We start from the raw sequence: 19,518 nt of genomic DNA on the forward strand, positions 1-19,518 counted from the left end.
CCGAAATACGGGGCGCGCGCAAAAGCGCGGAGTATCAAATATGTTCGATATCGGTTGGTCTGAACTGCTGATTATCGCGATCGTGATGATCGTGGTGGTTGGGCCTAAGGATTTGCCGAAGATGCTCAGGGCTTTCGGTAAGGCGACTTCGCGGATGCGCAGCACCGCAAATGAGTTTCGCAATCAGTTCAATGAAGCTTTGAAAGAAGCTGAGCTTGAAGATGTGAAGAACATTGTTGATGAGGCGCGCAAGCTTGATCCGCGCTCGAAACTTACACAGGTCTTTGATCCGATTCGCAGTGCTGGTGAGGATATTCGCGCTGGTCTCCAGTCTACGACGTCCATGTCACCCGCTGAGCCCGCAAAATTTGCAGAAGTGACAACGCCTGTTGAGCCAAATGGCGCAACGGTTCCTGTTGAAGCGCCGGTCGAGAAGCCCGTTGCTAAGCCAAAAGCACCGCGCAAGAAGGCCGCCGCCGCAGTCGAAGCACCCGTGGCAGAAAAGCCGGTTAAAGCAAAAGCGACGACAGCGAAGCCTAAAGCAGTTGTTGCAGCATCTGACGCTGTTGCAAAGCCAGCCGCGCCCAAGCCCGCTAAGGTCGCTGTCGCGAAGAAACCAGCTGTGGCAAAAGCTACGACCACAAAACCTGCCGCTCCCGCTAAAAAGACCACGAAGAAGACGACTGAAAAGACAGGAAGCAAAGCTTGAAACCGGATGAGGCTGAAATTGAACAGAGCGCAGCACCGCTGCTCGAACATCTGATCGAACTGCGCCGCCGCCTGATTTGGGCGATTCTGGCGTTTTTCATTGCGTTTGTTATCTGTTTTGCCTTTGCGAAGCATCTCTTCAATCTGCTCGTCTTGCCCTATCAGTGGGCAATAGACTGGGCCGGTATGGATCGCTCGAAAGCCGAATTGATTTATACAGCGCCGCAGGAATTCTTCTTCACGCAGGTAAAAGTCGCCATGTTTGGTGGCATTGTGCTGGCATTTCCGATCATCGCGGCGCAGATTTATAAGTTCGTCGCTCCTGGTCTTTATAAACATGAGCGTATGGCATTCCTGCCATTCCTGATTGCCTCGCCGATCCTGTTTCTGATTGGTGGTGCGCTAGTCTATTTCTTCTTCACCCCGATGGTGATGTGGTTCTTCCTTGCCATGCAGCAGAGCGGCGGCAACGGTGAAGTGCAGATTTCACTTCTGCCTAAGGTTTCAGAATATCTGAGCCTCATCATGACGCTCATTTTCGCCTTTGGTCTGGTGTTTCAGTTGCCAGTCATTACAAGCCTGATGGCGCGTGTTGGCTTGGTCACATCGCAAGGCCTGAAAGACAAACGCAAATATGCGATTGTTATTGCTTTTGTGGTGGCTGCGGTTCTGACCCCTCCAGACCCTGCGAGCCAGATCGGTCTTGCTATACCTGCAATCCTTCTCTACGAGATTTCTATCATATTGGCCCGAATGATCGAGAAGCAGCGGAACGAAGCGAAGGACGAGGCTGACGCCGAGGACAGCGCTCCAACTTCCTGATCTGGACTTATGTTAAACAGAGGCTGCATGATCGCAGCCTCTCTCTTGTTAAATTACACGAAACGGCTTTTCCCATGCTCGACATCAAATGGATTCGCGAAAACCCTGAAGCTCTTGATAAGGCGCTTGCTAAGCGCGGATCTGAGTCGCGTTCGTCCGAACTGATCGCGCTGGATGAAAAGCGCCGTGAGCATGTCGGCAAGGTTCAGGCTGCTCAGGAACGTCGCAACGCTGCTTCCAAAGAAATCGGCAAGGCTATGGCCGAAAAAGACGCTGAAACAGCTGATCGACTGAAAGCGGAAGTCGGCGAGCTGAAGGCCTTTTTGACGGAAGCGGAAGAAACCGAACGTCGTCTGATCAAAGAACTCAATGACGCGCTTTCGACGCTGCCAAATATTCCGGGCGACGATGTTCCGCTTGGCGAAGATGAAGCAGGCAATGTTGAAATCCGTCGCATTGGAAATCAGCGCAATTTTTCGTTCACGCCAAAAGAGCATTATGAGCTTGGCGAAGCGCTAGGTTATATGGACTTTGAACGCGCTGCAAAAATTGCAGGTTCGCGTTTCACGGTTCTTAAAGGCCCGCTTGCGCGTCTTGAGCGTGCACTCGGACAGTTCATGCTTGATTTGCACACCACTGAGCACGGCTACATGGAAACCATGCCGCCGCTGATGGTGCGTGACGAAGCAGTTTATGGCACAGGACAGTTGCCAAAATTCACTGAAGATCTTTTCCGCACAACCGATGGTCGATGGCTCATTCCAACGGCAGAAGTGCCGCTGACCAATCTGGTTGCCGATGAAATCGTTGACGTGAAAACCTTGCCGCAGCGCTACACAGCATTGACGCCATGTTTCCGCTCGGAAGCGGGTTCTGCCGGCCGTGATACGCGCGGCATGCTGCGCCAGCACCAGTTCCTTAAAGTGGAAATGGTGTCGATTACTGATGCAGACAGCTCGGCTGCGGAACATGAACGCATGACTGCTTGTGCCGAGGAAGTGCTGAAACGTCTTGGATTGCCGTTCCGCACGGTTGTGCTTTGCACTGGCGATATGGGCTTTGGCGCGCAGAAGACATATGACATCGAAGTATGGATGCCGGGTCAGAATGCTTATCGCGAAATTTCGAGCTGCTCGGTTTGCGGTGACTTCCAGGGCCGTCGCATGAATGCGCGCTATCGTCCGGAAGCGGAAAAAGCGACGCGCTTTGTGCATACGCTCAATGGTTCGGGCGTTGCTGTTGGCCGTGCATTGATTGCTGTTATGGAAAATTATCAGCAGGAAGATGGCAGCATTCATATTCCTGAAGCATTACAGCCATACATGGGCGGCCTTACGCGCATTGAGAAAGCCGCGTAGTTAAATCTTATGATCTGAATGAAGGAGTGACGACGTGCGAATTTTGCTGACGAACGATGATGGTATCCACGCTGAAGGCCTCGCAGTTCTGGAGCGTATCGCACGCAAGCTCTCAGACGATGTCTGGGTTGTTGCTCCCGAAACAGATCAGAGCGGCCTTGCGCATTCGCTCACACTGTCAGAGCCGCTTCGCCTGCGCCAGATTGATGAACGTCACTTCGCACTGCGCGGCACACCGACCGATTGCGTTATCATGGGCGTGCGTCACGTGCTGCCTGAAGCGCCAGACCTCATTCTGTCGGGCGTTAATTCTGGCGCTAACATGGCTGACGATGTCACTTATTCCGGCACTGTTGCAGGTGCTATGGAAGGTACACTTCTCGGTGTGAAGGCAATCGCTCTTTCGCAGGAGTATGATTACGACGATGGCCGTCGTGTTCTGCCTTGGGAAACTGCAGAAACGCATGCGCCTGAGCTGATTAAAAAACTCGTCGAAGCTGGCTGGCCTGAAGGCGTTTTGATCAATTTGAATTTCCCGAATTGCGCACCTGATGAAGTCAAAGGCACTCGCGTGACTGCGCAGGGCAAACTCAGCCATGATGCGCGTCTTGATGAGCGTCGCGATGGTCGTGGCTTCCCTTATTTCTGGCTGCAATTTGGCCGCACGAAAGCTGAAGTTGCAGCGGACAGTGATGTCGCTGCGATCAAGGGTGATTTTATTTCCGTAACGCCGCTCCAGCTCGATCTGACCGCGCAGAAGGTCCGTGCAGATCTCAGCAAGGCACTTGGTGTTGAAGCACTTGGGGTCGAAGCATGAATCAGGCTGTGTCTGAACGCCCGCAGCTTTCGGACAGGGAAGGATTTGCATCCTTCGTCATGCGCATGAGAGCGCGCGGCATCAATGATGCCCGCCTCTTTGGCGCAATTGAAGCAACGCCACGTCAGAGCTTTATGGGCTCTGCGTGGTCGCATCTTGCTTTCAGCCAACGCACTGCGCCGCTTGATTGCGGCGAATATATCGAAGGCATCGACGATCAGGCGCGCATGATTGCAGCGCTTGATCTTGAGGCGGGTCATCGTGTGCTGGAAATTGGCACAGGTTCCGGCTTTACCGCCGCTGTCATGTCGATGTTGTCTGGCCGTGTGACGACGGTTGAGCGTTATCGCAAGCTTTGCGACCGCGCCTTGCAGCAGTTCGTGACACTTAAGCGTGAAAACATCATGGTCAAACATGCTGATGGTCGTCATGGCATGCCGGGCGGACCATTTGACCGAATCATAATCTGGCTGGCGTGTGAAGATATTCCACGTCATTTCGTGGAGCTTCTTGCGACACATGGTGTTCTGGTAGCACCAGTCGGCCCGGGTGACGACGTGCAAATGGTAACGCGTATTGCGAAAGTTGGTAGCCGTTTTGAGCAGGCCAATATTATGCCTGTTCGTTATCAGCCGTTTATTGAAGGCATATCCTCCGTTTTGTGAGGAAATTGCTCGCCTTTGGTTCCATACAAAAAACTTTTTTACAGCGCATATTTGCTTACGGCGCGGCGTTTCTGTGTGCTTATGGTGTCTAATTGGTGAATATTTTTTATAAGAAATCTCCATTCTTAACCAGCGAGTAACATTAACGCGTTTTAATGAGTCCAAGTGAGTTCTAGAGTTGGGCGAGTTGATCATGCGTTTTCCAATATTGCAGCATACGTCTGAACGTCTCCTGCGAAATGCAGCGATCGTTCTCATTGCAGGTTTTGGTGCAGGGTGTAGCGCCGATACAATGCGCTTTACCGATGGCATGTTTACGGGCTCCACGCCTAATCAGCGTGTTGTTCAGCAGCAGCCGGCTAATGATGTTTACGCATCTGCACCGATAGCTGCGGCACCACCTGTTTCAAGTGGGTCCGTTCAGCGCAACAGTTTGCCGCCAGTGTCTTCGGCACCTGTCGCTGCCGCTGCAACGCAGGCACAAAATCAGGTGAACCAGACGCGTGACGTGGCAGCGAGCCATGTCAATAATGCCGGAACGCAGGTAGCAAGCGCTGCCGGTGCTGCAAACAATGCAGCCGCTAATGCGAAGGCGAATGTTCTTGGACAGTTGCCAGCAACCGCTAATGGTGCGCCAATTCCTGCTGCTGGTCATGTTGTGGCGCCTGTTGCTGCCGCTGCTGCGGGTGGTTATGCGGTTAAATCTGGTGATTCGCTCTTCTCGATTGCGCAGAAGCACAACGTACCAGTTGAACAGTTAAAGCAGGCGAATGGCCTTTCCAACGGTGCAATCCGTGTAGGCCAGAATCTTGTTATTCCATCGACAGCGGGTGCCGCAACGCAGGTTGCAGCCGTATCGCCACAGCCGGTCAAGCCAGCCGTTGCCGCACCAGTGCAGACTGCTTCGGTTGCACCGAATGAAGCTTCAAACGTCAAGCCTTATACGCCGCCATCAGCGAGCAATAAGGTCATCGAAGACGCTGAAAAGGATCAGTCCGCAGCACCATCATCGACCGGAATTTCGCAGATGCGCTGGCCGGTTCGTGGTCGCGTTCTCGCAAGCTTCGGTCAGCGTGATGGCACTTCGGTCAATGACGGTATCGACATCATGGTGCCGGAAGGTACTGCTGTAAAAGCTGCTGAAAACGGCGTTGTTATCTATTCGGGCGATGGCTTGAAGGAATTCGGACAGACGGTTTTGATCCGTCACGACAATGGGCTTGTAACCGTCTACGGACATAACAGCCAAATCCTCGTGCAGCGTGGCCAGAAGGTTCGTCGCGGCGAAGATATTGCAAAGTCCGGCATGAGCGGCAACGCGAAGTCGCCAAAGCTGCACTTTGAAGTGCGTAAGAATTCATCGCCGGTCAATCCTTCCAAATATCTGGAATCATAACCGGAACTCGATCGCAGAAGTATGAAAGGCGGGTTTTAAACCCGCCTTTTTTTATCGAAATCTATATTGCTTTTCCAAGTCGGCCAGCCAGATCCTGAATATACTGCCAGGCAACACGGCCCGAGCGATTGCCGCGTGTGGTTGACCATGTCAACGCCTCTGCATGCAGTAGCTTTGAATCGTAATCCAGCTGGTAATTCGCGGCATAGCCATCAACCATCGCCAGATAGTCTTCCTGATTGCATTTGTGGAAACCAAGCCACAGGCCAAAGCGATCAGACAATGATACTTTTTCTTCAATCGCCTCCGATGGGTTCACAGCAGTTGAGCGTTCATTGTCGATCATGTCACGCGGCATTAGGTGACGGCGATTGGATGTCGCATAGAAAATCACATTGTCCGGGCGACCTTCTACACCGCCTTCAAGGGCTGCTTTCAGCGACTTGTAAGACGTATCATCATGATCGAATGACAGATCATCGCAGAACAGGATAAAGCGGTAAGGCCCTTCCTTTATGAGGTTCATCAGGGCAGGGAGGCTGTCGATGTCTTCGCGATGAATTTCAACGAGTTTCAGCGGAAGCTTGTCGGCCTGTTCAGCATTGACGCTGGCTTGCGCTGCCTTGACGAGCGAGGATTTGCCCATGCCGCGCGCGCCCCAAAGAAGGACGTTATTAGCCGGATAACCTTTAGCGAAGCGGCGTGTATTATCGACAAGCTGATCGCGCACCAGATCGACGCCACGGATAAGTCCGATATCGACGCGGTTGACGCGCTTAACCGCATCAAGTGTCAGACGCTCAGGCGCCCAGACAAAACAGTCTGCAGATTCAAGATCGGGTGTTGTGGGTTGTGGCGGCGCGATACGCTCCAAAGCCGCGATCAGGCGGTCGAGTTTCTGGCTCAGTATATTTTCGGTGGTCATTCCATGCCCTCAGCTAATGAGGATGATGGCTTAACATGCAACAACCAGCAGGAAAAGTGTTAGACCTTGACCGACTGAAGCCATCGTCGGTTGCAATTGGCGCACTAACCATTGTAATGCCATTAAGAATTTGTCTTTGAGACTTCCAGAGGAGTACCTAATGTTTGTAACACCAGCTTATGCTCAAGCTTCCGGCGGCGTAATGGGCCCAGATATGCTCATGAGCATTCTGCCTTTCGTTCTGATCTTCGTTATCATGTATTTCCTCATCATCCGTCCACAGCGGACGCAGATGAAGAAGCGTCAGGAAATGCTGGCTGCTGTTCGTCGCGGTGATACAGTTGTAACGGGTGGCGGCATTGTCGGTAAAGTCCAGAAGGTCCATGACGATGGTGAACTCGACGTTGAAATCGCCGAAGGCGTAAAGATTCGCGTTCTGCGCAGCGCTCTTTCTGAAGTGCGCGTTAAGGGCGAACCAGTCGCTGATAACAAGAATAAGTAATTTTTGATTTGAACAGGCCCCGGTAAGGATTCCCTACCGCATAATTCTTAAACTTGAGACAGTTTAAGAATTATGCAGAAGATATAAATGGTTAGTGCGCTGTGCGCTCTAACCGGGGCCTGTTCATTATTGTGAAGCGCGCGTAAAGCGCATGCTTCCCACAACACCGGCTGTATTTCGCATCCGGTTTAAGTTCTTCCAGCCGAAACGGAATTGCTGCCCGATGCTATATTTTTCACGTTGGAAATCGGCTCTGATTTGGTTGGCAATCATCGCCAGCTTCATCATTGCATCGCCCAATTTTTTCTCGCGTGAAACTCTGGCTAATCTGCCCGGCTTTCTACCCACAAAACAGGTCGCTCTCGGGCTTGATCTGTCGGGTGGTTCCCGCCTTGTCCTTCAGGTGCAAAACCCTGGCCGAGGCGATGTCGACCGCACCAAAGACGTTATGCGTCAGCGTCTTGAGGAATTGGGTTATGGCAACCCGATTGTTGATGAAGAAGGCCGCAATCGTATTCGTGTTGAAGTTCCGGGGCTTTATGACGCGCAGCTTCTAAAAGATATTCTCAGCATTCGAGGCGAACTGTCGTTCCTTGCTGTTGATGATAGCATGTCGCCCGATGATGTGATTCGCGGTGGTGCTTCGCCGACGGATAGTTCGATTATTTATTCTTCTGACGATCCGCCCGTTGGCTATCTCGTTAAAAAGCAGCCAATTTTCACAGGAGCGGACGTTGTCGATGCAAAAGCGACGCTTGGTGGCGATGACAATGAACCTGTCATCACTCTGACACTGGATGAGAAGGGGCGCAGTGCTCTCGCAGCCGCGACCGCTCAGGTCACCGATAAGACTTTTGCTATCGTCGTCGATAATCAGGTCGTTTCTGCACCTGTCGTTGACGAGCCGCTTGATACCGATGAATTGCAGATTTCGGGTGCCTTCGATTTGCAATCGGCCAACAATATGTCGGTCGTTCTGCGTTCAGGTGCTCTGCCCAAGGCCGTTACAGTTCTGGAAGAACGTACAATCGCATCTGCATTGGGTGACGATTATGCGAGTGCTGCAGTTTCCGCAGCATTGCTCGCAATGGTGCTCGTCGGCCTGTTTATGATCCTGTCCTATGGCGTCCTCGGCGTGATTGCCATGGTGGCGCTTGTCGTCAATATGGTCATTCTCGTTGCGGTGATATCGCTGATCGGGGCATCCATAACGCTTGCGAGTGTTGCGGGTATCGTCCTTATTATCGGTATGGCGGTTGACGCCAATATTCTGATTTATGAACGCGTTCGTGAAGATCGGCGCAAGGGCTATTCCGTTGTTCAGGCAATGGAATCGGGCTTCTACCGTGCGCTTTCCACGATTGTTGACGCCAACTTGACCACGATGATTGCAGCGCTCGTGCTGTTCCTGATGGGGTCAGGCCCGGTTCATGGTTTTGCGCTTACCGTCACAATTGGTATTCTGACGACACTGTTCACGACGCTGACTTTCACGCGTCTGCTGATCGCCCAATGGGTGCGGACTGCAAAGCCGAAGGAAATTCCAAAGCGTCGTCTGAAGCTGGTGCCGACGGTTACACATATTCCGTTTATGCGTTTGCAATTCGTAACGCTTGCGATTTCAGTCCTTGCTTCAGCAATCGTTGTCGCGCTCTTCGTCAATATTGGCTTCAACTACGGTATCGATTTCCGTGGCGGCTCAATGGTCGAATTGCAGGCGCGCAGCGGTGACGCAGATCTGCCAGACATTGAAGAACGCATGAGCGAGCTGAACATCGACAGCGCGCGTGTGCTGCCTGCAAAGTCGCCACGCTCAGCTCTTGTTATCATCGGCAGTCAGGAAGTGGGTGACGATGCCGAGCAGACCGTTGCAGTGAAACTGCGTGGCGAGTTCGAGCAGGATTATTCGTTCCAGCGTGTTGAAGTGGTCGGCCCGACAGTATCCGAGCAGCTTTCACAGGCAGGGCTTCTGGCACTGTTTTTGTCTCTCGCCGGTATTTTCGTCTATGTCTGGGTGAGATTCCGTTGGCAACTGGCGTTGGGTGCGGTTCTTTCCACACTTCACGACGTGATCATTCTGGCGGGCGTGTTCATCGTCTTCCGAATGGAATTCAATCTGTGGAGTGTTGCGGCGGTTTTGACGATCATCGGTTACTCGCTCAACGATACCATCGTGATCTATGACCGCGTGCGTGAAAACCTGCGCCGTTATAGCAGTGCTCCATTGCCCGCGATTATCGACGCCTCGATCAACCAGACCTTGTCGCGTACCCTGCCGACAGCCTTTGTGACTTTCATTGCGCATATTCCGCTCTATATGTTTGGTGGTGCCGATATTCGAATGTTCGCACTGGCACTGAGCGTGGGTATCATCGTTGCGACGTATTCTTCGATATTTATCGCAGCACCTTTGCTGGTTCAGTTCGGCCTCAAACCGCGAGAAGCAGACAAAGATGCAATGAGTGATGATCTTGAGCAGTCGCTCAATCTGGATAATTAGAGCACATCCCGAAAAGTGGGAACCGGTTTTCGGAACAAGATGTGCGCAAAAATGGACAGAGCATTTCTAATGACTCAACCTAAACTGGAAAAGCTCTGGCATGGCTAAGGGTATAGAAATTCGCGAAGCCCATTTTCCGGGCCGCGCACCGATTGATGCCTATGGCAATGGTGGTTTCCGCTTTGCCGATATGTCGCATATCGGGTCAATCCTTTGCCTGCCATCCGGGATTCATGGATGGGAGCCCAAGACGCCGCCGATTATTTCGGTCAATGATCTGGGTGCTATTCTGGAACAGGCGAGTGATATCGAAATTCTGCTCGTTGGAACTGGCATGGATTTGCGCCGCATCCCGGAAGATGTGCGCGCTATGCTGCGCGAACACCGTATTTCGTCCGACCCGATGAGCACCGGCGCTGCGGTGCGCACTTATAATGTCCTGCTTGCGGAAGATCGTGCGGTTGCAGCGGCGCTGCTTGCGGTAGACTGAACTTATGAACCAGAATGAAGAACATTGCCTGGCGCTTTTGCGTGAGGCTGACCGGGATCGCTATCTTTCAGTGCTGTATGCGCCGGAGGACAAGCGCGGAGCATTGGCGGCCCTCTACGCCTTTAACACCGAAATCGCGCGTATCCGTGATCTGGTTCATGAACCATTGCCTGGAGAAGTTCGTCTGCAATGGTGGCGCGATCTTATCAATGGTGAAGCGCGCGGAAGTGCGGAAGCGCATCCATTAGCAGCCGCGCTGATCGACACGATTACGAAATATGATCTACCTCGCGCGGCTTTCGATAATTACTGCGAAGCACGTATTTTCGATCTCTATGATGATCAGATGCCAAGCCGGAATGATCTGGAAGGCTATTGCGGCGAAACGGCCTCTGCGCTGATCCAGCTTGCAGGGCTTATTCTTGATCGTGATGCAGCACAGGCGCACACAGAAACGATCGGCCACGCCGGTGTTGCTCAGGCGGTGACGGGTCTTTTGCGTCTTCTGCCGATCCATCGTCGTCGTGGACAGCTTTATGTGCCCGCGGATATGTTGCAGGCGGTTGGCGTGTCGCGTGAAGCATTTCTGGCCAATGATGACAAATCTGCCCATGAACGGGTTGTCAGTGTGATGATCGCGCTTGCGCGCGAACATCTGGCGATTTTCGATAAAGCAAAGAAAGATTTGCCGAAAAGCCTCGGTCCGGCATTTCTGCCGATGGCGCTTGTTCCAGCCTATCTCAATGCCATTGAGCGGCTCGGCAGCAAAGCCGCCGATCAGGTTGCAGACCTTTCGGCTATACGCAAACAATGGCTGATGTTTAGAGCTGGTTTTTAAAAAATAAGGCGGTAACCTCATTGAGAAAGCCGCCTTATCTCTTTGTTTTACAATATTTTAAAACTAAGCGTTGTTGCTCAGCCATTCCTGAAAATCAGCAAGTGCACGCGCAGACATTGCGCGCTTTTTCGCAATCGTCTTTTCTTTGCCGCGAAGACGCTTACCTTCGGTTTTTGGGACTTCAATCGGCGGGAACAAGCCGAAATTCACATTCATTGGCTGGAATGAACGCTTGCCCGGCTCTGCATCATCAGCAACGATGTGACCGCCAGTGATGTGGCCGAGCAGTGCGCCAAAAGCAGTGGTTAGCGGTGGTGCAACAGGCGTTTTGCCTAGCTTTTCGGCAGCGGTAAAACGTCCGGCCAGCAGACCAATGGCCGATGATTCGACATAGCCCTCGCAACCGGTGATCTGACCCGCAAAGCGCACGCTCTCGCGTGATTTGAGACGCAGCACATTGTCGAGCAGCACTGGGGAATTGAGGTAGGTATTGCGATGCAAACCGCCCAGACGTGCAAATTCTGCATTCTCAAGACCGGGGATCATCTTGAAGATGCCAGTCTGGGAACCGTATTTCAGCTTCGTTTGGAAACCGACCATGTTGTAGAGCGTGCCAAGCGCATTGTCCTGACGAAGCTGCACGACCGCATAGGCTTTGACCGTCGGATTATGCTCATTGGTGAGGCCCATTGGCTTCATCGGGCCGTGACGCAATGTTTCAGCACCGCGTTCTGCCATGACTTCGATTGGCAGGCAGCCATCAAAATAGGGCGTGCCTTCCCATTCCTTGAAATCTGTCGTGTCGCCTTCGATGAGGGCCGCAACGAAAGCCTCATACTGCTCCTTGTCCATAGGGCAGTTGATGTAATCCTTGCCGGTGCCTCCGGGACCAACCTTGTCATAACGCGACTGGAACCAGCAGACATCCATATTGATCGAATCAAAATGCACGATCGGCGCGATGGCATCGAAAAACGCCAAAGCATTCGCGCCGGTTTGCGCCTGAATAGATTCAGCCAATGATGGCGCGGTCAGAGGACCAGTTGCAACAATCGCCTGACCCCATTCTTCCGGCGGCAAGCCGGTGACTTCTTCGCGCTCTATGGTGATGAGCGGATGCGCTTCAAGCTTTTCGGTCACTGCCTGCGAAAAGCCGTCACGATCAACGGCCAAAGCACCACCAGCCGGAACCTGATTAGCGTCGGCGCAAGCCATGATCAGCGATCCTGCGAGGCGCATTTCTGCGTGAAGCACGCCAACAGCATTGGTTTCGGCATCGTCCGAGCGGAAAGAGTTTGAACAAACCAGTTCTGCAAGATGATCTGTCTTGTGCGCATCTGTGCCGCGAACGGGACGCATTTCATGCAGAACAACAGGCACGCCAGCTTGCGCAAGCTGCCAAGCGGCTTCTGAGCCAGCGAGGCCGCCGCCGATGACATGTACGGGGGAGAGATTTGTATCTTTTGACATGGCAAATCCCTTACCTCCTTTGCATGCCGCCTTCAATGGGAGAAGAGCGTCGCGAGAGGGTAAACAGGTGCCAGAAAAACTAATGGCATCCATCGCGGGAGGAGGTGCGATGGATGCCATTATTGTCAGACCGGAATTGGGAGGAGGAGAGTCCGGTCCTATAGTATCGCAAAGCTTGGGAGGAGGAGTGCTTTGCGACGAACCGGGCCTGATGGGAGGAGGATTCAGGCCCAGCAAATTTGAATTCGTTTTAGAGCCGGTTGGGCTTAACGACCCTTAGACTGACGCGCTACATATGGGATGTCTGCGCGGGAAATGCCAAGGTCGTTGAGTTCGCGAGTCGAAAGCTGGTTAAGCTCGTTGACTGTATCGCGGTAACGGCGCCAATTGCTGTAAGAGCGGATAAGGTTCATGGTGGTATTCCTTCATCGTTGAGGAACTGATTATCAATTCATCTTGTTTGCTGCCCATGATATAACGCATTGTTTTCACTACTTGCAGACCCAAGTTTGCATAGCTGCTTTGCGGGTTCCGCACGACGCTCTAAATCGATTAGAAAAGCATCGGCCCAAAAATCGATTTTGATTTTTGGAAAGCACGATGCTTAGAGTAAAAAGCTAGAGCGTCCTTTGTGCGTCCATTCGGACGCACGGCGCTCTAGTAAGGCACGAAATTGCCATAAAGCGCCCGAAGGTAATTGTTTGCCGGCTGGCGAGTTTCCTATATGTTCTCAGCCACTTGGTGGGTTGATACCGTCAACGGATAGATTCTTCGGGAGTTGTTTTGTCGTTTTCAGTTTCAGTAGAGCGCCTAGTGGCGCGCTGGCAGCATGAAGGCCTTATCGATGCAGAGACTGCATCACGGCTCAACGCTGACCTCGAAAAACGTGGACCCCGGTTCAGCCTTGGTTCGGTTCTGGCAACGCTGGGTGGGCTTTTGCTGGGAGCAGCCGTCATCATGCTGGTGGCTGCGAACTGGCAGGATATGCCCCGCATGGCACGTATCGGCCTGATCTTTGCGCTAATATGGGTTTGCTATGTCGGTGGTGCATGGCGGCAGACCCGTGGTGATACTGTTTTGCCCCAGGCTCTCTATGTAATTGCCGCAGCATCGTTCGGTGCCGGTATCGCGCTTGTTGGGCAGATGTATCATATGTCGGGCGATGTGCATTCTGCGGCCGTTGTCTGGGCAGTTGGTGTTTTTGCAGCGGCTTTCCTGCTCCGCTCATCGGTGCTTACGGCTTTTGGTGCGGCAGTCGCCTGTTTCTATCTTTCAACCTATATGTTCGATAATGATTATGGCAGTCTGAGCTATCGCTGGATCGGGCCTTTGTTGGTTCTGGTGGGAGCTATTGCTGCACGCTTCACACAATCCCGACATGCGGCGCATATTCTGTGCCTGTTCGTTTTGGGCTGGGCCACGCTTCTCTATTCAGAAAATGAAAGCCGTGTGATCCTCGGTTTGATGTTGGCCTCCGGCGTTGCGCTTATGCTTGCCGACGCCTTTGCGCATCAAGCGGTGCAGAAGCTTACGCGCTTTGCGCACCCATTGGCATCATACGGTCTACTGCTTGCATTGCTGGCGTTGGGTATTCTCCAGCTCGACACCATGCTTTCAACGATCTTCGACAAGGACGTGACGCAAGATGTGGTCTTTGGCATTACCATTCTGGCGCTCTCCGTCGGCGCGCTTGCACTATGCGGGCGGGATAATGGCAGTTTACGTTCGATTGCCTATGCGGCTTTTTCATTTGAAGTACTTTATCTGGCCTTCACAACCGTCGGCTCAATGATCGGCACATCTGGCTTCTTCCTGATTGCCGGCGTTCTGGTTCTTCTTCTGGCGGCCTTCGTTCGTCGCATGGAAAATAGGTTCGGACGAAAGCGCCAAGGGGAGTTGAAGCTATGAGCTTATTAAAGAGTAAGTGGCTTTATGCCGGTGCTGTAGTTGCAGCCGTACTTCAAACTGGCATTCTTTACGCGAGCATCGAGGAGCGTGCTTCTGTGCTGCGCTCCGGCCATGAGGTCGTGCTTCAAACGCGCGCTATTGATCCTCGCGACTTGATGCGCGGAGATTATGTGATCCTTGGCTATGATATCACGTCGATTGACCGCAAGTTGATCAACGGATCGCCCGTCGATGGTTCGCGCACTGTTTATGTATCTTTGAAGCCCGGTGATGGAGGCGTTTGGCATGTTGCGCGTGCATCTTTCGTCCCCTTCACGGACCTTGCTTCTGATGAAGTTCAGATTCGCGGAGAATCGACCTACGCGATTACTGATTATCCGGATGCCACGCTCAATATGCGTTACGGCATAGAGCGCTATTATGTGCCTGAAGGTGAGGGGCGTGTGATTGAGGATAGCCAGCGTGATTTAGAAATCACCGCGGTAGTTGCTGTGGATGATGCAGGTACCGCTGTAATCAAGGCTTTGCGCGACAAAGGTACGCAACTTTACCAAGAGCCACTCTATTAATCAGACTTTGAATAAAAAGAGCTTGGCTAAGGCGATAAGATCGCTATATAGGGGCGGAAAGCACGAAAGCGCTTCGGCTCGAAAGAGCTGAAAATCAATCTAGTTAAAACGGCTTTTTTCCTTTGAACCGGGAAATTTGAATGTTATAGAGACGCGCGCTTTCGAGAGGCGGTTCAATATCTGAGACGATACTGTGCATTCGGTGGAGTGCACCTCGGTTCAGAAGCGGATATGGCGAAATTGGTAGACGCACCAGATTTAGGTTCTGGCGGGAGACCGTGGGGGTTCGAGTCCCTCTATCCGCACCATCTGCCTCTAGGCAAAAGAATTTCTCTCCCGCAACGAGGCACAAACGCCAGTAACGGCGGGACAATGATAGAAGTGAAGGTTTGAACATGCAGGTTACCGAAACGCTTAATGAAGGACTGAAGCGCGAGATTAAAGTCGTGGTTCCGGCCCAAGATCTTGAAGCTAAGCTCTCTGAGCGGCTCGAAACTTCGCGTGGTCGCGCTAAGATCAACGGTTTCCGTCCAGGTAAGGTGCCAACATCGCACCTGCGTAAGACCTACGGCAAGTCCTTCATGGCTGAGATCGTGAACGAAATCCTCAACGATTCGTCGCGTTCGATTCTTGCTGACCGCAACGAAAAATCGGCTACGCAGCCAGTTGTTTCGATGTCGGAAGACGAAAAAGAAGCTGAAAAGGTTCTGGACGGCAAGGCCGATTTCGTTTTCTCGCTGACCTACGAAGTTCTGCCAAAGATCGAAGTCAAGGATTTCAGCAAGATCGCTGTAACCCGTGAAGTTGTCGATATTTCGGAAGAAGAAGTTGACGAACAGGTTAAGCGCATTGCTTCATCGACCCGTACTTATGAAGCGAAGAAGGGCAAAGCTGAAAACGAAGATCGTGTAACGATCGACTATCTCGGCAAGCTCGACGGCGAAGCATTTGAAGGCGGCGCGGACACAGATGCGCAGCTCGTTCTCGGTTCGAACCAGTTCATTCCTGGCTTCGAAGAACAGCTCGTTGGCCTGAAGGCTGGCGATGAGAAGGTTATCAACGTAAATTTCCCTGCTGAATACGGCGCAGCTCATCTTGCTGGCAAAGAAGCGACCTTCGACATCACTGTTAAGGGCGTTGAAAAGGCTGGAGAACTTGTTCTCGACGACGAAACTGCAAAGAAGCTCGGTATCGAGTCGCTTGAGCGTCTGCGTCAGGTCGTTCGTGAGCAGATTGAAAGCCAGTACGGCCAGATCACCCGTCAGAAGGTAAAGCGTCAGATTCTCGACGCGCTCGATGGCGATTATGCTTTCGAAACCCCTGAAAAGCTGGTTGAAGCCGAATTCAACAACATCTGGCAGCAGATCAACTTCGACCTGCAGCAGGCTGGTCGTACGTTTGAAGACGAAGAAACAACTGAAGAAGCTGCTCGCGAAGAATATCGCAAGCTTGCTGAACGCCGCGTTCGTCTCGGTCTGGTACTCTCCGAAATCGGCGAAAAGGCTGGTGTAGAAGTAACTGAAGAAGAATTGCAGCGCGCAGTTTACGATCAGGTACGTCGCTATCCAGGTCAGGAAAAGGAAATCTACGAATTCCTGCGCAAGACGCCGGATGCAGTTGCTAACCTTCGTGCACCGATCTTCGAAGAAAAGGTCGTTGACCATCTGCTCGCAAACATCAACGTGACCGATAAGAAGGTCTCGAAGGAAGAGCTGACTGCAGAAGACGAAGACGGTCTGGAAGCAAAGCCAGCCAAGAAGGCAGCAGCCAAGAAGAAGGCTGCTCCTAAGAAGAAGGCAGAAGAAAAGTCCGACGAGGCTTAATTCTCTCTTTGATATGAATATGGAATTGGCCGCGCATTGCGCGGCCTTTTCTGTTTGACCACGGCTGATTGACTGGCCGAAAAGCTTGCATCCTATGGGGGTTTGCTCTAGCCAGTAATCAATCAGTTTTTAGCTCAATCCGAATATTTGCGAGCCAGCATGACCCTTATTGATACGCGCACACCAGAACCGAAACGCTTTATCTCTGGCGCCACTGGCGACTGGGAAGTCGTCATTGGCATGGAAGTCCACGCACAGGTCACATCCGAATCGAAGCTCTTCTCCGGTGCTTCCACATCGTTCGGTGCAGAGCCGAATGCTAATGTGTCGTTGGTCGATGCGGCTATGCCGGGCATGTTGCCGGTTATCAATATTGAATGCGTCAAACAGGCAGTTCGTACCGGCATTGGCCTTAACGCGCAGGTCAATCTGAAGTCGGTTTTCGACCGTAAGAACTACTTCTATCCTGATTTGCCGCAGGGCTATCAGATTTCGCAGTTCAAGCAGCCGATTATTGGCGAAGGCAAGATCATGATCTCGGTCGGCCCCGACAATAAGGGTCAGTTCGAAGACGTTGAGATTGGTATTGAACGTCTCCATCTGGAACAGGATGCGGGCAAGTCGATCCATGATCAGCATCCGACCATGTCCTATGTCGATTTGAATCGTTCTGGCGTAGCACTGATGGAAATCGTCTCCAAGCCAGACCTGCGTTCGTCTGACGAAGCGCGTGCTTATCTGACCAAGTTGCGCACGATCGTCCGCTATCTCGGTACGTGTGACGGCAACATGGACGAAGGCTCGATGCGCGCTGACGTGAACGTTTCGGTTCGTCGTCCGGGTGGTGAATTTGGCACGCGTTGCGAAATCAAGAACGTCAACTCGATCCGTTTCGTTGGTCAGTCGATTGAATATGAAGCACGTCGCCAGATTGCTATTCTGGAAGATGGTGGCTCTATCGATCAGGAAACACGTCTATTTGATCCGGTGAAGGGTGAAACCCGTTCGATGCGCTCTAAGGAAGAAGCGCACGATTATCGTTATTTCCCGGATCCTGATCTGCTGCCGCTTGAATTCGATCAGGCATTCGTTGATGCACTTGCTGCTGATCTGCCGGAACTGCCAGACGTCAAGAAAGACCGTTTTGTCGAAAAGCTCGGCATCTCGGTTTACGATGCGTCGATTCTGGTGAGTGAAAAGGCGATTGCCGACTATTACGAAGTCGTTTGTGATGGTCGTGACGGCAAGCTAGCTGCAAACTGGGTCATCAACGATCTTCTTGGCGCGCTGAACAAAGCAGGCAAGGACATTGAAGAATCGCCTGTTTCGCCTGCGCAGCTCGGTGCGATTATTGATTTGATCAAAGACGGGACAATTTCCGGCAAAATCGCCAAGGAACTGTTCGAGATTGTCTGGAACGAAGGCGGTGACCCGAAAAGCCTCGTTGAAGAACGCGGCATGAAGCAGGTTACCGATACCGGAGCGATTGAAAAAGCTGTTGACGACATCATAGCAGCCAACCCCGAAAAGGCCCAGCAGGCCAAGGAAAAGCCAAGCATGGCTGGTTGGTTTGTTGGTCAGGTCATGAAGGCAACGGGTGGCAAGGCCAACCCGCAGGCTGTTAATGATCTGGTTAAATTCAAGCTTGGGATTGAAGAATAATGTGGGTTCGCAGCGCCAGTGAAGCCGATCTGAAAGCCGTGCACGAGCTGCTGGTTTTAACCTGGCATGCGACCTTTGATGATATTCTTGGTCAGGAGACGGTGAATGCCGTAACTGGCAAATGGCACTCGGTTGCAGCTCTTAAAGCTAATCTCAAGAAGCCATATTCTGAATTCATCGTTGCAGACAACGGCGAGGGCGGTATCGACGGTATGGCTTTTGCAAGCCAGACCGGAGAAGGCAAAGCGTCGCTGCATCAGCTTTACGTTCGGCCTGAGGCGCAGGTTCAGGGCATCGGTACGATGTTGCTTGCTGAAATTGAAATGGCTTTTCCGGGTGTGAGCACCATGCGGCTTGAAGTTATCGAGCGCAATGCAAAGTCTATTCGCTTTTACGAGCGTAAAGGTTATGCGCAGGTTGGCCGCAACGAAGATTGGGGCGATCCCAATTGCAAAGAACCTGTGCTGATTATGGAAAAGTCTCTCGAAGGCTGGAGCATGTAGCAACTCTTTGCTGTTGCATCATACTCTTGTGACAGCGGCAACTTGCCCCTTGCCTTGTGCCTTTGATGGGGCCATAAGCGTTCAAAACCCGGCAGTTATTCTGCCTGTGGCAATAACGGATCTGGATAGGTCATGAAAACATTTATTACGCAAGTCTTCACATGGTGGAATAGCCAGACGCTTGGCACCCGCCTTCATACCTGGCGCAAGGGCGAACGGGTTGGCGAAGATGAGTTTGGTAATATCTACTATCAGGGTGGTAAAGACTCTGAAGGTCGTACTCGTCGTTGGGTCATTTTCAATGGCTATGCAGAAGCAAGTGCTATCCCTCCGGGCTGGCATGGCTGGATGCATCACCGCGTTGATACACCACCGACCAAAGAAGATTACAAGCCGCGTGACTGGCAGAAGCCACATTTGCAGAACCTGACCGGCTCACCGCTGGCTTATCGTCCAAAGGGTTCGATTGCTATTCCTGGAACTACGCCGGGCGAACGCCCACGCGTTACGGGCGAATATGATGCCTGGACACCGGGCAACTAATTAAGCAGAAAAAACGGCA

At 52.3% G+C, this 19,518-nt stretch carries 19 protein-coding genes and 1 tRNA gene; 17 read left to right on the forward strand and 3 right to left on the reverse strand.

The features are described from left to right. Positions 1-40 precede the first annotated feature (40 nt). From tatB to dipM, 6 genes are all read left to right on the forward strand, one after another. Positions 41-709, forward strand: a complete 669-nt coding sequence (gene tatB / locus WH356_RS02135) for a Sec-independent protein translocase protein TatB (RefSeq protein ID WP_339508477.1) — start codon at positions 41-43, stop codon at positions 707-709. Beyond that, on the forward strand, positions 706-1,530 hold the full coding sequence (tatC, locus tag WH356_RS02140; protein WP_339508478.1) for a twin-arginine translocase subunit TatC: 825 nt from the start codon (positions 706-708) through the stop codon (positions 1,528-1,530). The genes tatB and tatC overlap by 4 nt, the downstream gene beginning before the upstream one ends. A gap of 74 nt (positions 1,531-1,604) precedes the next feature. Further along, on the forward strand, positions 1,605-2,888 hold the full coding sequence (gene serS / locus WH356_RS02145; RefSeq protein ID WP_339508479.1) for a serine--tRNA ligase: 1,284 nt from the start codon (positions 1,605-1,607) through the stop codon (positions 2,886-2,888). A gap of 34 nt (positions 2,889-2,922) precedes the next feature. Then, complete coding sequence (gene surE / locus WH356_RS02150; protein WP_339508481.1) at positions 2,923-3,705, forward strand: 5'/3'-nucleotidase SurE; 783 nt, start codon at positions 2,923-2,925, stop codon at positions 3,703-3,705. After that, entirely contained in the window at positions 3,702-4,370 is a 669-nt protein-coding gene (locus WH356_RS02155) for a protein-L-isoaspartate(D-aspartate) O-methyltransferase (RefSeq protein WP_339508483.1), read from the forward strand. The genes surE and WH356_RS02155 overlap by 4 nt, the downstream gene beginning before the upstream one ends. Positions 4,371-4,548: 178 nt before the next feature. Then, positions 4,549-5,766, forward strand: coding sequence for a cell division endopeptidase DipM (dipM, locus tag WH356_RS02160; RefSeq protein ID WP_339508485.1), 1,218 nt, complete (start codon positions 4,549-4,551; stop codon positions 5,764-5,766). Positions 5,767-5,827: 61 nt separating this feature from the next. Here the strand turns inward: dipM and WH356_RS02165 are convergent, their stop codons facing one another. After that, on the reverse strand, positions 5,828-6,691 hold the full coding sequence (locus WH356_RS02165; protein ID WP_339508487.1) for an ATP-binding protein: 864 nt from the start codon (positions 6,689-6,691) through the stop codon (positions 5,828-5,830). 160 nt (positions 6,692-6,851) lie between these two features. On the opposite strand from WH356_RS02165, the gene yajC reads away from it, so the two are divergent. The 4 genes from yajC to WH356_RS02185 all read left to right on the forward strand — a co-directional run bounded on the left by yajC (position 6,852) and on the right by WH356_RS02185 (position 11,021). Beyond that, on the forward strand, positions 6,852-7,193 hold the full coding sequence (yajC, locus tag WH356_RS02170) for a preprotein translocase subunit YajC (RefSeq protein ID WP_339508489.1): 342 nt from the start codon (positions 6,852-6,854) through the stop codon (positions 7,191-7,193). Between the two features lie 151 nt (positions 7,194-7,344). Next, positions 7,345-9,693 (forward strand): protein translocase subunit SecDF, encoded by a 2,349-nt coding sequence (secDF, locus tag WH356_RS02175; protein WP_339508491.1) that lies wholly within the window; start codon positions 7,345-7,347, stop codon positions 9,691-9,693. A gap of 100 nt (positions 9,694-9,793) precedes the next feature. Continuing rightward, positions 9,794-10,183 (forward strand): Mth938-like domain-containing protein, encoded by a 390-nt coding sequence (locus WH356_RS02180; protein ID WP_339508493.1) that lies wholly within the window; start codon positions 9,794-9,796, stop codon positions 10,181-10,183. A 4-nt stretch (positions 10,184-10,187) separates the two neighbouring features. Further along, positions 10,188-11,021 carry a phytoene/squalene synthase family protein gene (locus WH356_RS02185; protein ID WP_339508495.1) on the forward strand — a complete coding sequence of 278 codons (834 nt, stop codon included), beginning with the start codon at positions 10,188-10,190 and terminating at the stop codon, positions 11,019-11,021. 63 nt (positions 11,022-11,084) lie between these two features. Here WH356_RS02185 and trmFO read toward each other — a convergent pair whose 3' ends face one another. Then, entirely contained in the window at positions 11,085-12,491 is a 1,407-nt protein-coding gene (trmFO, locus tag WH356_RS02190; RefSeq protein ID WP_339508497.1) for a methylenetetrahydrofolate--tRNA-(uracil(54)-C(5))-methyltransferase (FADH(2)-oxidizing) TrmFO, read from the reverse strand. Positions 12,492-12,757: 266 nt separating this feature from the next. Beyond that, positions 12,758-12,904 carry a DUF1127 domain-containing protein gene (locus tag WH356_RS02195; RefSeq protein WP_250039747.1) on the reverse strand — a complete coding sequence of 49 codons (147 nt, stop codon included), beginning with the start codon at positions 12,902-12,904 and terminating at the stop codon, positions 12,758-12,760. A 370-nt stretch (positions 12,905-13,274) separates the two neighbouring features. Between WH356_RS02195 and WH356_RS02200 the strand changes: the two genes are divergently transcribed. The 7 genes from WH356_RS02200 to WH356_RS02230 all read left to right on the forward strand — a co-directional run bounded on the left by WH356_RS02200 (position 13,275) and on the right by WH356_RS02230 (position 19,499). Beyond that, the gene (locus WH356_RS02200; RefSeq protein WP_339508500.1) at positions 13,275-14,399 is read left to right on the forward strand and encodes a DUF2157 domain-containing protein; all 1,125 of its coding nucleotides are present in this window, start codon (positions 13,275-13,277) and stop codon (positions 14,397-14,399) included. Next, positions 14,396-14,968, forward strand: a complete 573-nt coding sequence (locus WH356_RS02205; protein WP_339508502.1) for a GDYXXLXY domain-containing protein — start codon at positions 14,396-14,398, stop codon at positions 14,966-14,968. Before WH356_RS02200 ends, WH356_RS02205 begins: the two co-directional genes overlap by 4 nt. Positions 14,969-15,193: 225 nt before the next feature. Beyond that, positions 15,194-15,276: transfer RNA gene (locus tag WH356_RS02210), tRNA-Leu, on the forward strand. A gap of 87 nt (positions 15,277-15,363) precedes the next feature. After that, positions 15,364-16,791, forward strand: a complete 1,428-nt coding sequence (gene tig, locus WH356_RS02215) for a trigger factor (RefSeq protein WP_339508504.1) — start codon at positions 15,364-15,366, stop codon at positions 16,789-16,791. Positions 16,792-16,950: 159 nt separating this feature from the next. Next, positions 16,951-18,453 (forward strand): Asp-tRNA(Asn)/Glu-tRNA(Gln) amidotransferase subunit GatB, encoded by a 1,503-nt coding sequence (gene gatB / locus WH356_RS02220; RefSeq protein WP_339508506.1) that lies wholly within the window; start codon positions 16,951-16,953, stop codon positions 18,451-18,453. Continuing rightward, the gene (locus WH356_RS02225) at positions 18,453-18,956 is read left to right on the forward strand and encodes a GNAT family N-acetyltransferase (RefSeq protein ID WP_339508508.1); all 504 of its coding nucleotides are present in this window, start codon (positions 18,453-18,455) and stop codon (positions 18,954-18,956) included. Before gatB ends, WH356_RS02225 begins: the two co-directional genes overlap by 1 nt. Before the next feature lie 132 nt (positions 18,957-19,088). After that, positions 19,089-19,499 carry an NADH:ubiquinone oxidoreductase subunit NDUFA12 gene (locus WH356_RS02230; protein ID WP_339508510.1) on the forward strand — a complete coding sequence of 137 codons (411 nt, stop codon included), beginning with the start codon at positions 19,089-19,091 and terminating at the stop codon, positions 19,497-19,499. Positions 19,500-19,518 lie beyond the last annotated feature (19 nt).

Origin of the sequence: Ochrobactrum sp. MYb379, from assembly GCF_037479515.1 — a bacterium.
Lineage (GTDB): Bacteria > Pseudomonadota > Alphaproteobacteria > Rhizobiales > Rhizobiaceae > Brucella.

Excerpts from the sequence above, each read along its gene's own strand:
- tatB (WP_339508477.1), top strand. The coding sequence starts at position 41 with ATGTTCGATATCGGTTGGTCTGAACTGCTGATTATCGCGATCGTGATG.
- serS (WP_339508479.1), top strand. The coding sequence starts at position 1,605 with ATGCTCGACATCAAATGGATTCGCGAAAACCCTGAAGCTCTTGATAAG.
- WH356_RS02155 (WP_339508483.1), top strand. The coding sequence starts at position 3,702 with ATGAATCAGGCTGTGTCTGAACGCCCGCAGCTTTCGGACAGGGAAGGA.
- WH356_RS02165 (WP_339508487.1), bottom strand. The coding sequence starts at position 6,691 with ATGACCACCGAAAATATACTGAGCCAGAAACTCGACCGCCTGATCGCG.
- yajC (WP_339508489.1), top strand. The coding sequence starts at position 6,852 with ATGTTTGTAACACCAGCTTATGCTCAAGCTTCCGGCGGCGTAATGGGC.
- secDF (WP_339508491.1), top strand. The coding sequence starts at position 7,345 with ATGCTTCCCACAACACCGGCTGTATTTCGCATCCGGTTTAAGTTCTTC.
- WH356_RS02180 (WP_339508493.1), top strand. The coding sequence starts at position 9,794 with ATGGCTAAGGGTATAGAAATTCGCGAAGCCCATTTTCCGGGCCGCGCA.
- WH356_RS02185 (WP_339508495.1), top strand. The coding sequence starts at position 10,188 with ATGAACCAGAATGAAGAACATTGCCTGGCGCTTTTGCGTGAGGCTGAC.
- trmFO (WP_339508497.1), bottom strand. The coding sequence starts at position 12,491 with ATGTCAAAAGATACAAATCTCTCCCCCGTACATGTCATCGGCGGCGGC.
- WH356_RS02195 (WP_250039747.1), bottom strand. The coding sequence starts at position 12,904 with ATGAACCTTATCCGCTCTTACAGCAATTGGCGCCGTTACCGCGATACA.
- WH356_RS02205 (WP_339508502.1), top strand. The coding sequence starts at position 14,396 with ATGAGCTTATTAAAGAGTAAGTGGCTTTATGCCGGTGCTGTAGTTGCA.
- tig (WP_339508504.1), top strand. The coding sequence starts at position 15,364 with ATGCAGGTTACCGAAACGCTTAATGAAGGACTGAAGCGCGAGATTAAA.
- gatB (WP_339508506.1), top strand. The coding sequence starts at position 16,951 with ATGACCCTTATTGATACGCGCACACCAGAACCGAAACGCTTTATCTCT.
- WH356_RS02225 (WP_339508508.1), top strand. The coding sequence starts at position 18,453 with ATGTGGGTTCGCAGCGCCAGTGAAGCCGATCTGAAAGCCGTGCACGAG.
- WH356_RS02230 (WP_339508510.1), top strand. The coding sequence starts at position 19,089 with ATGAAAACATTTATTACGCAAGTCTTCACATGGTGGAATAGCCAGACG.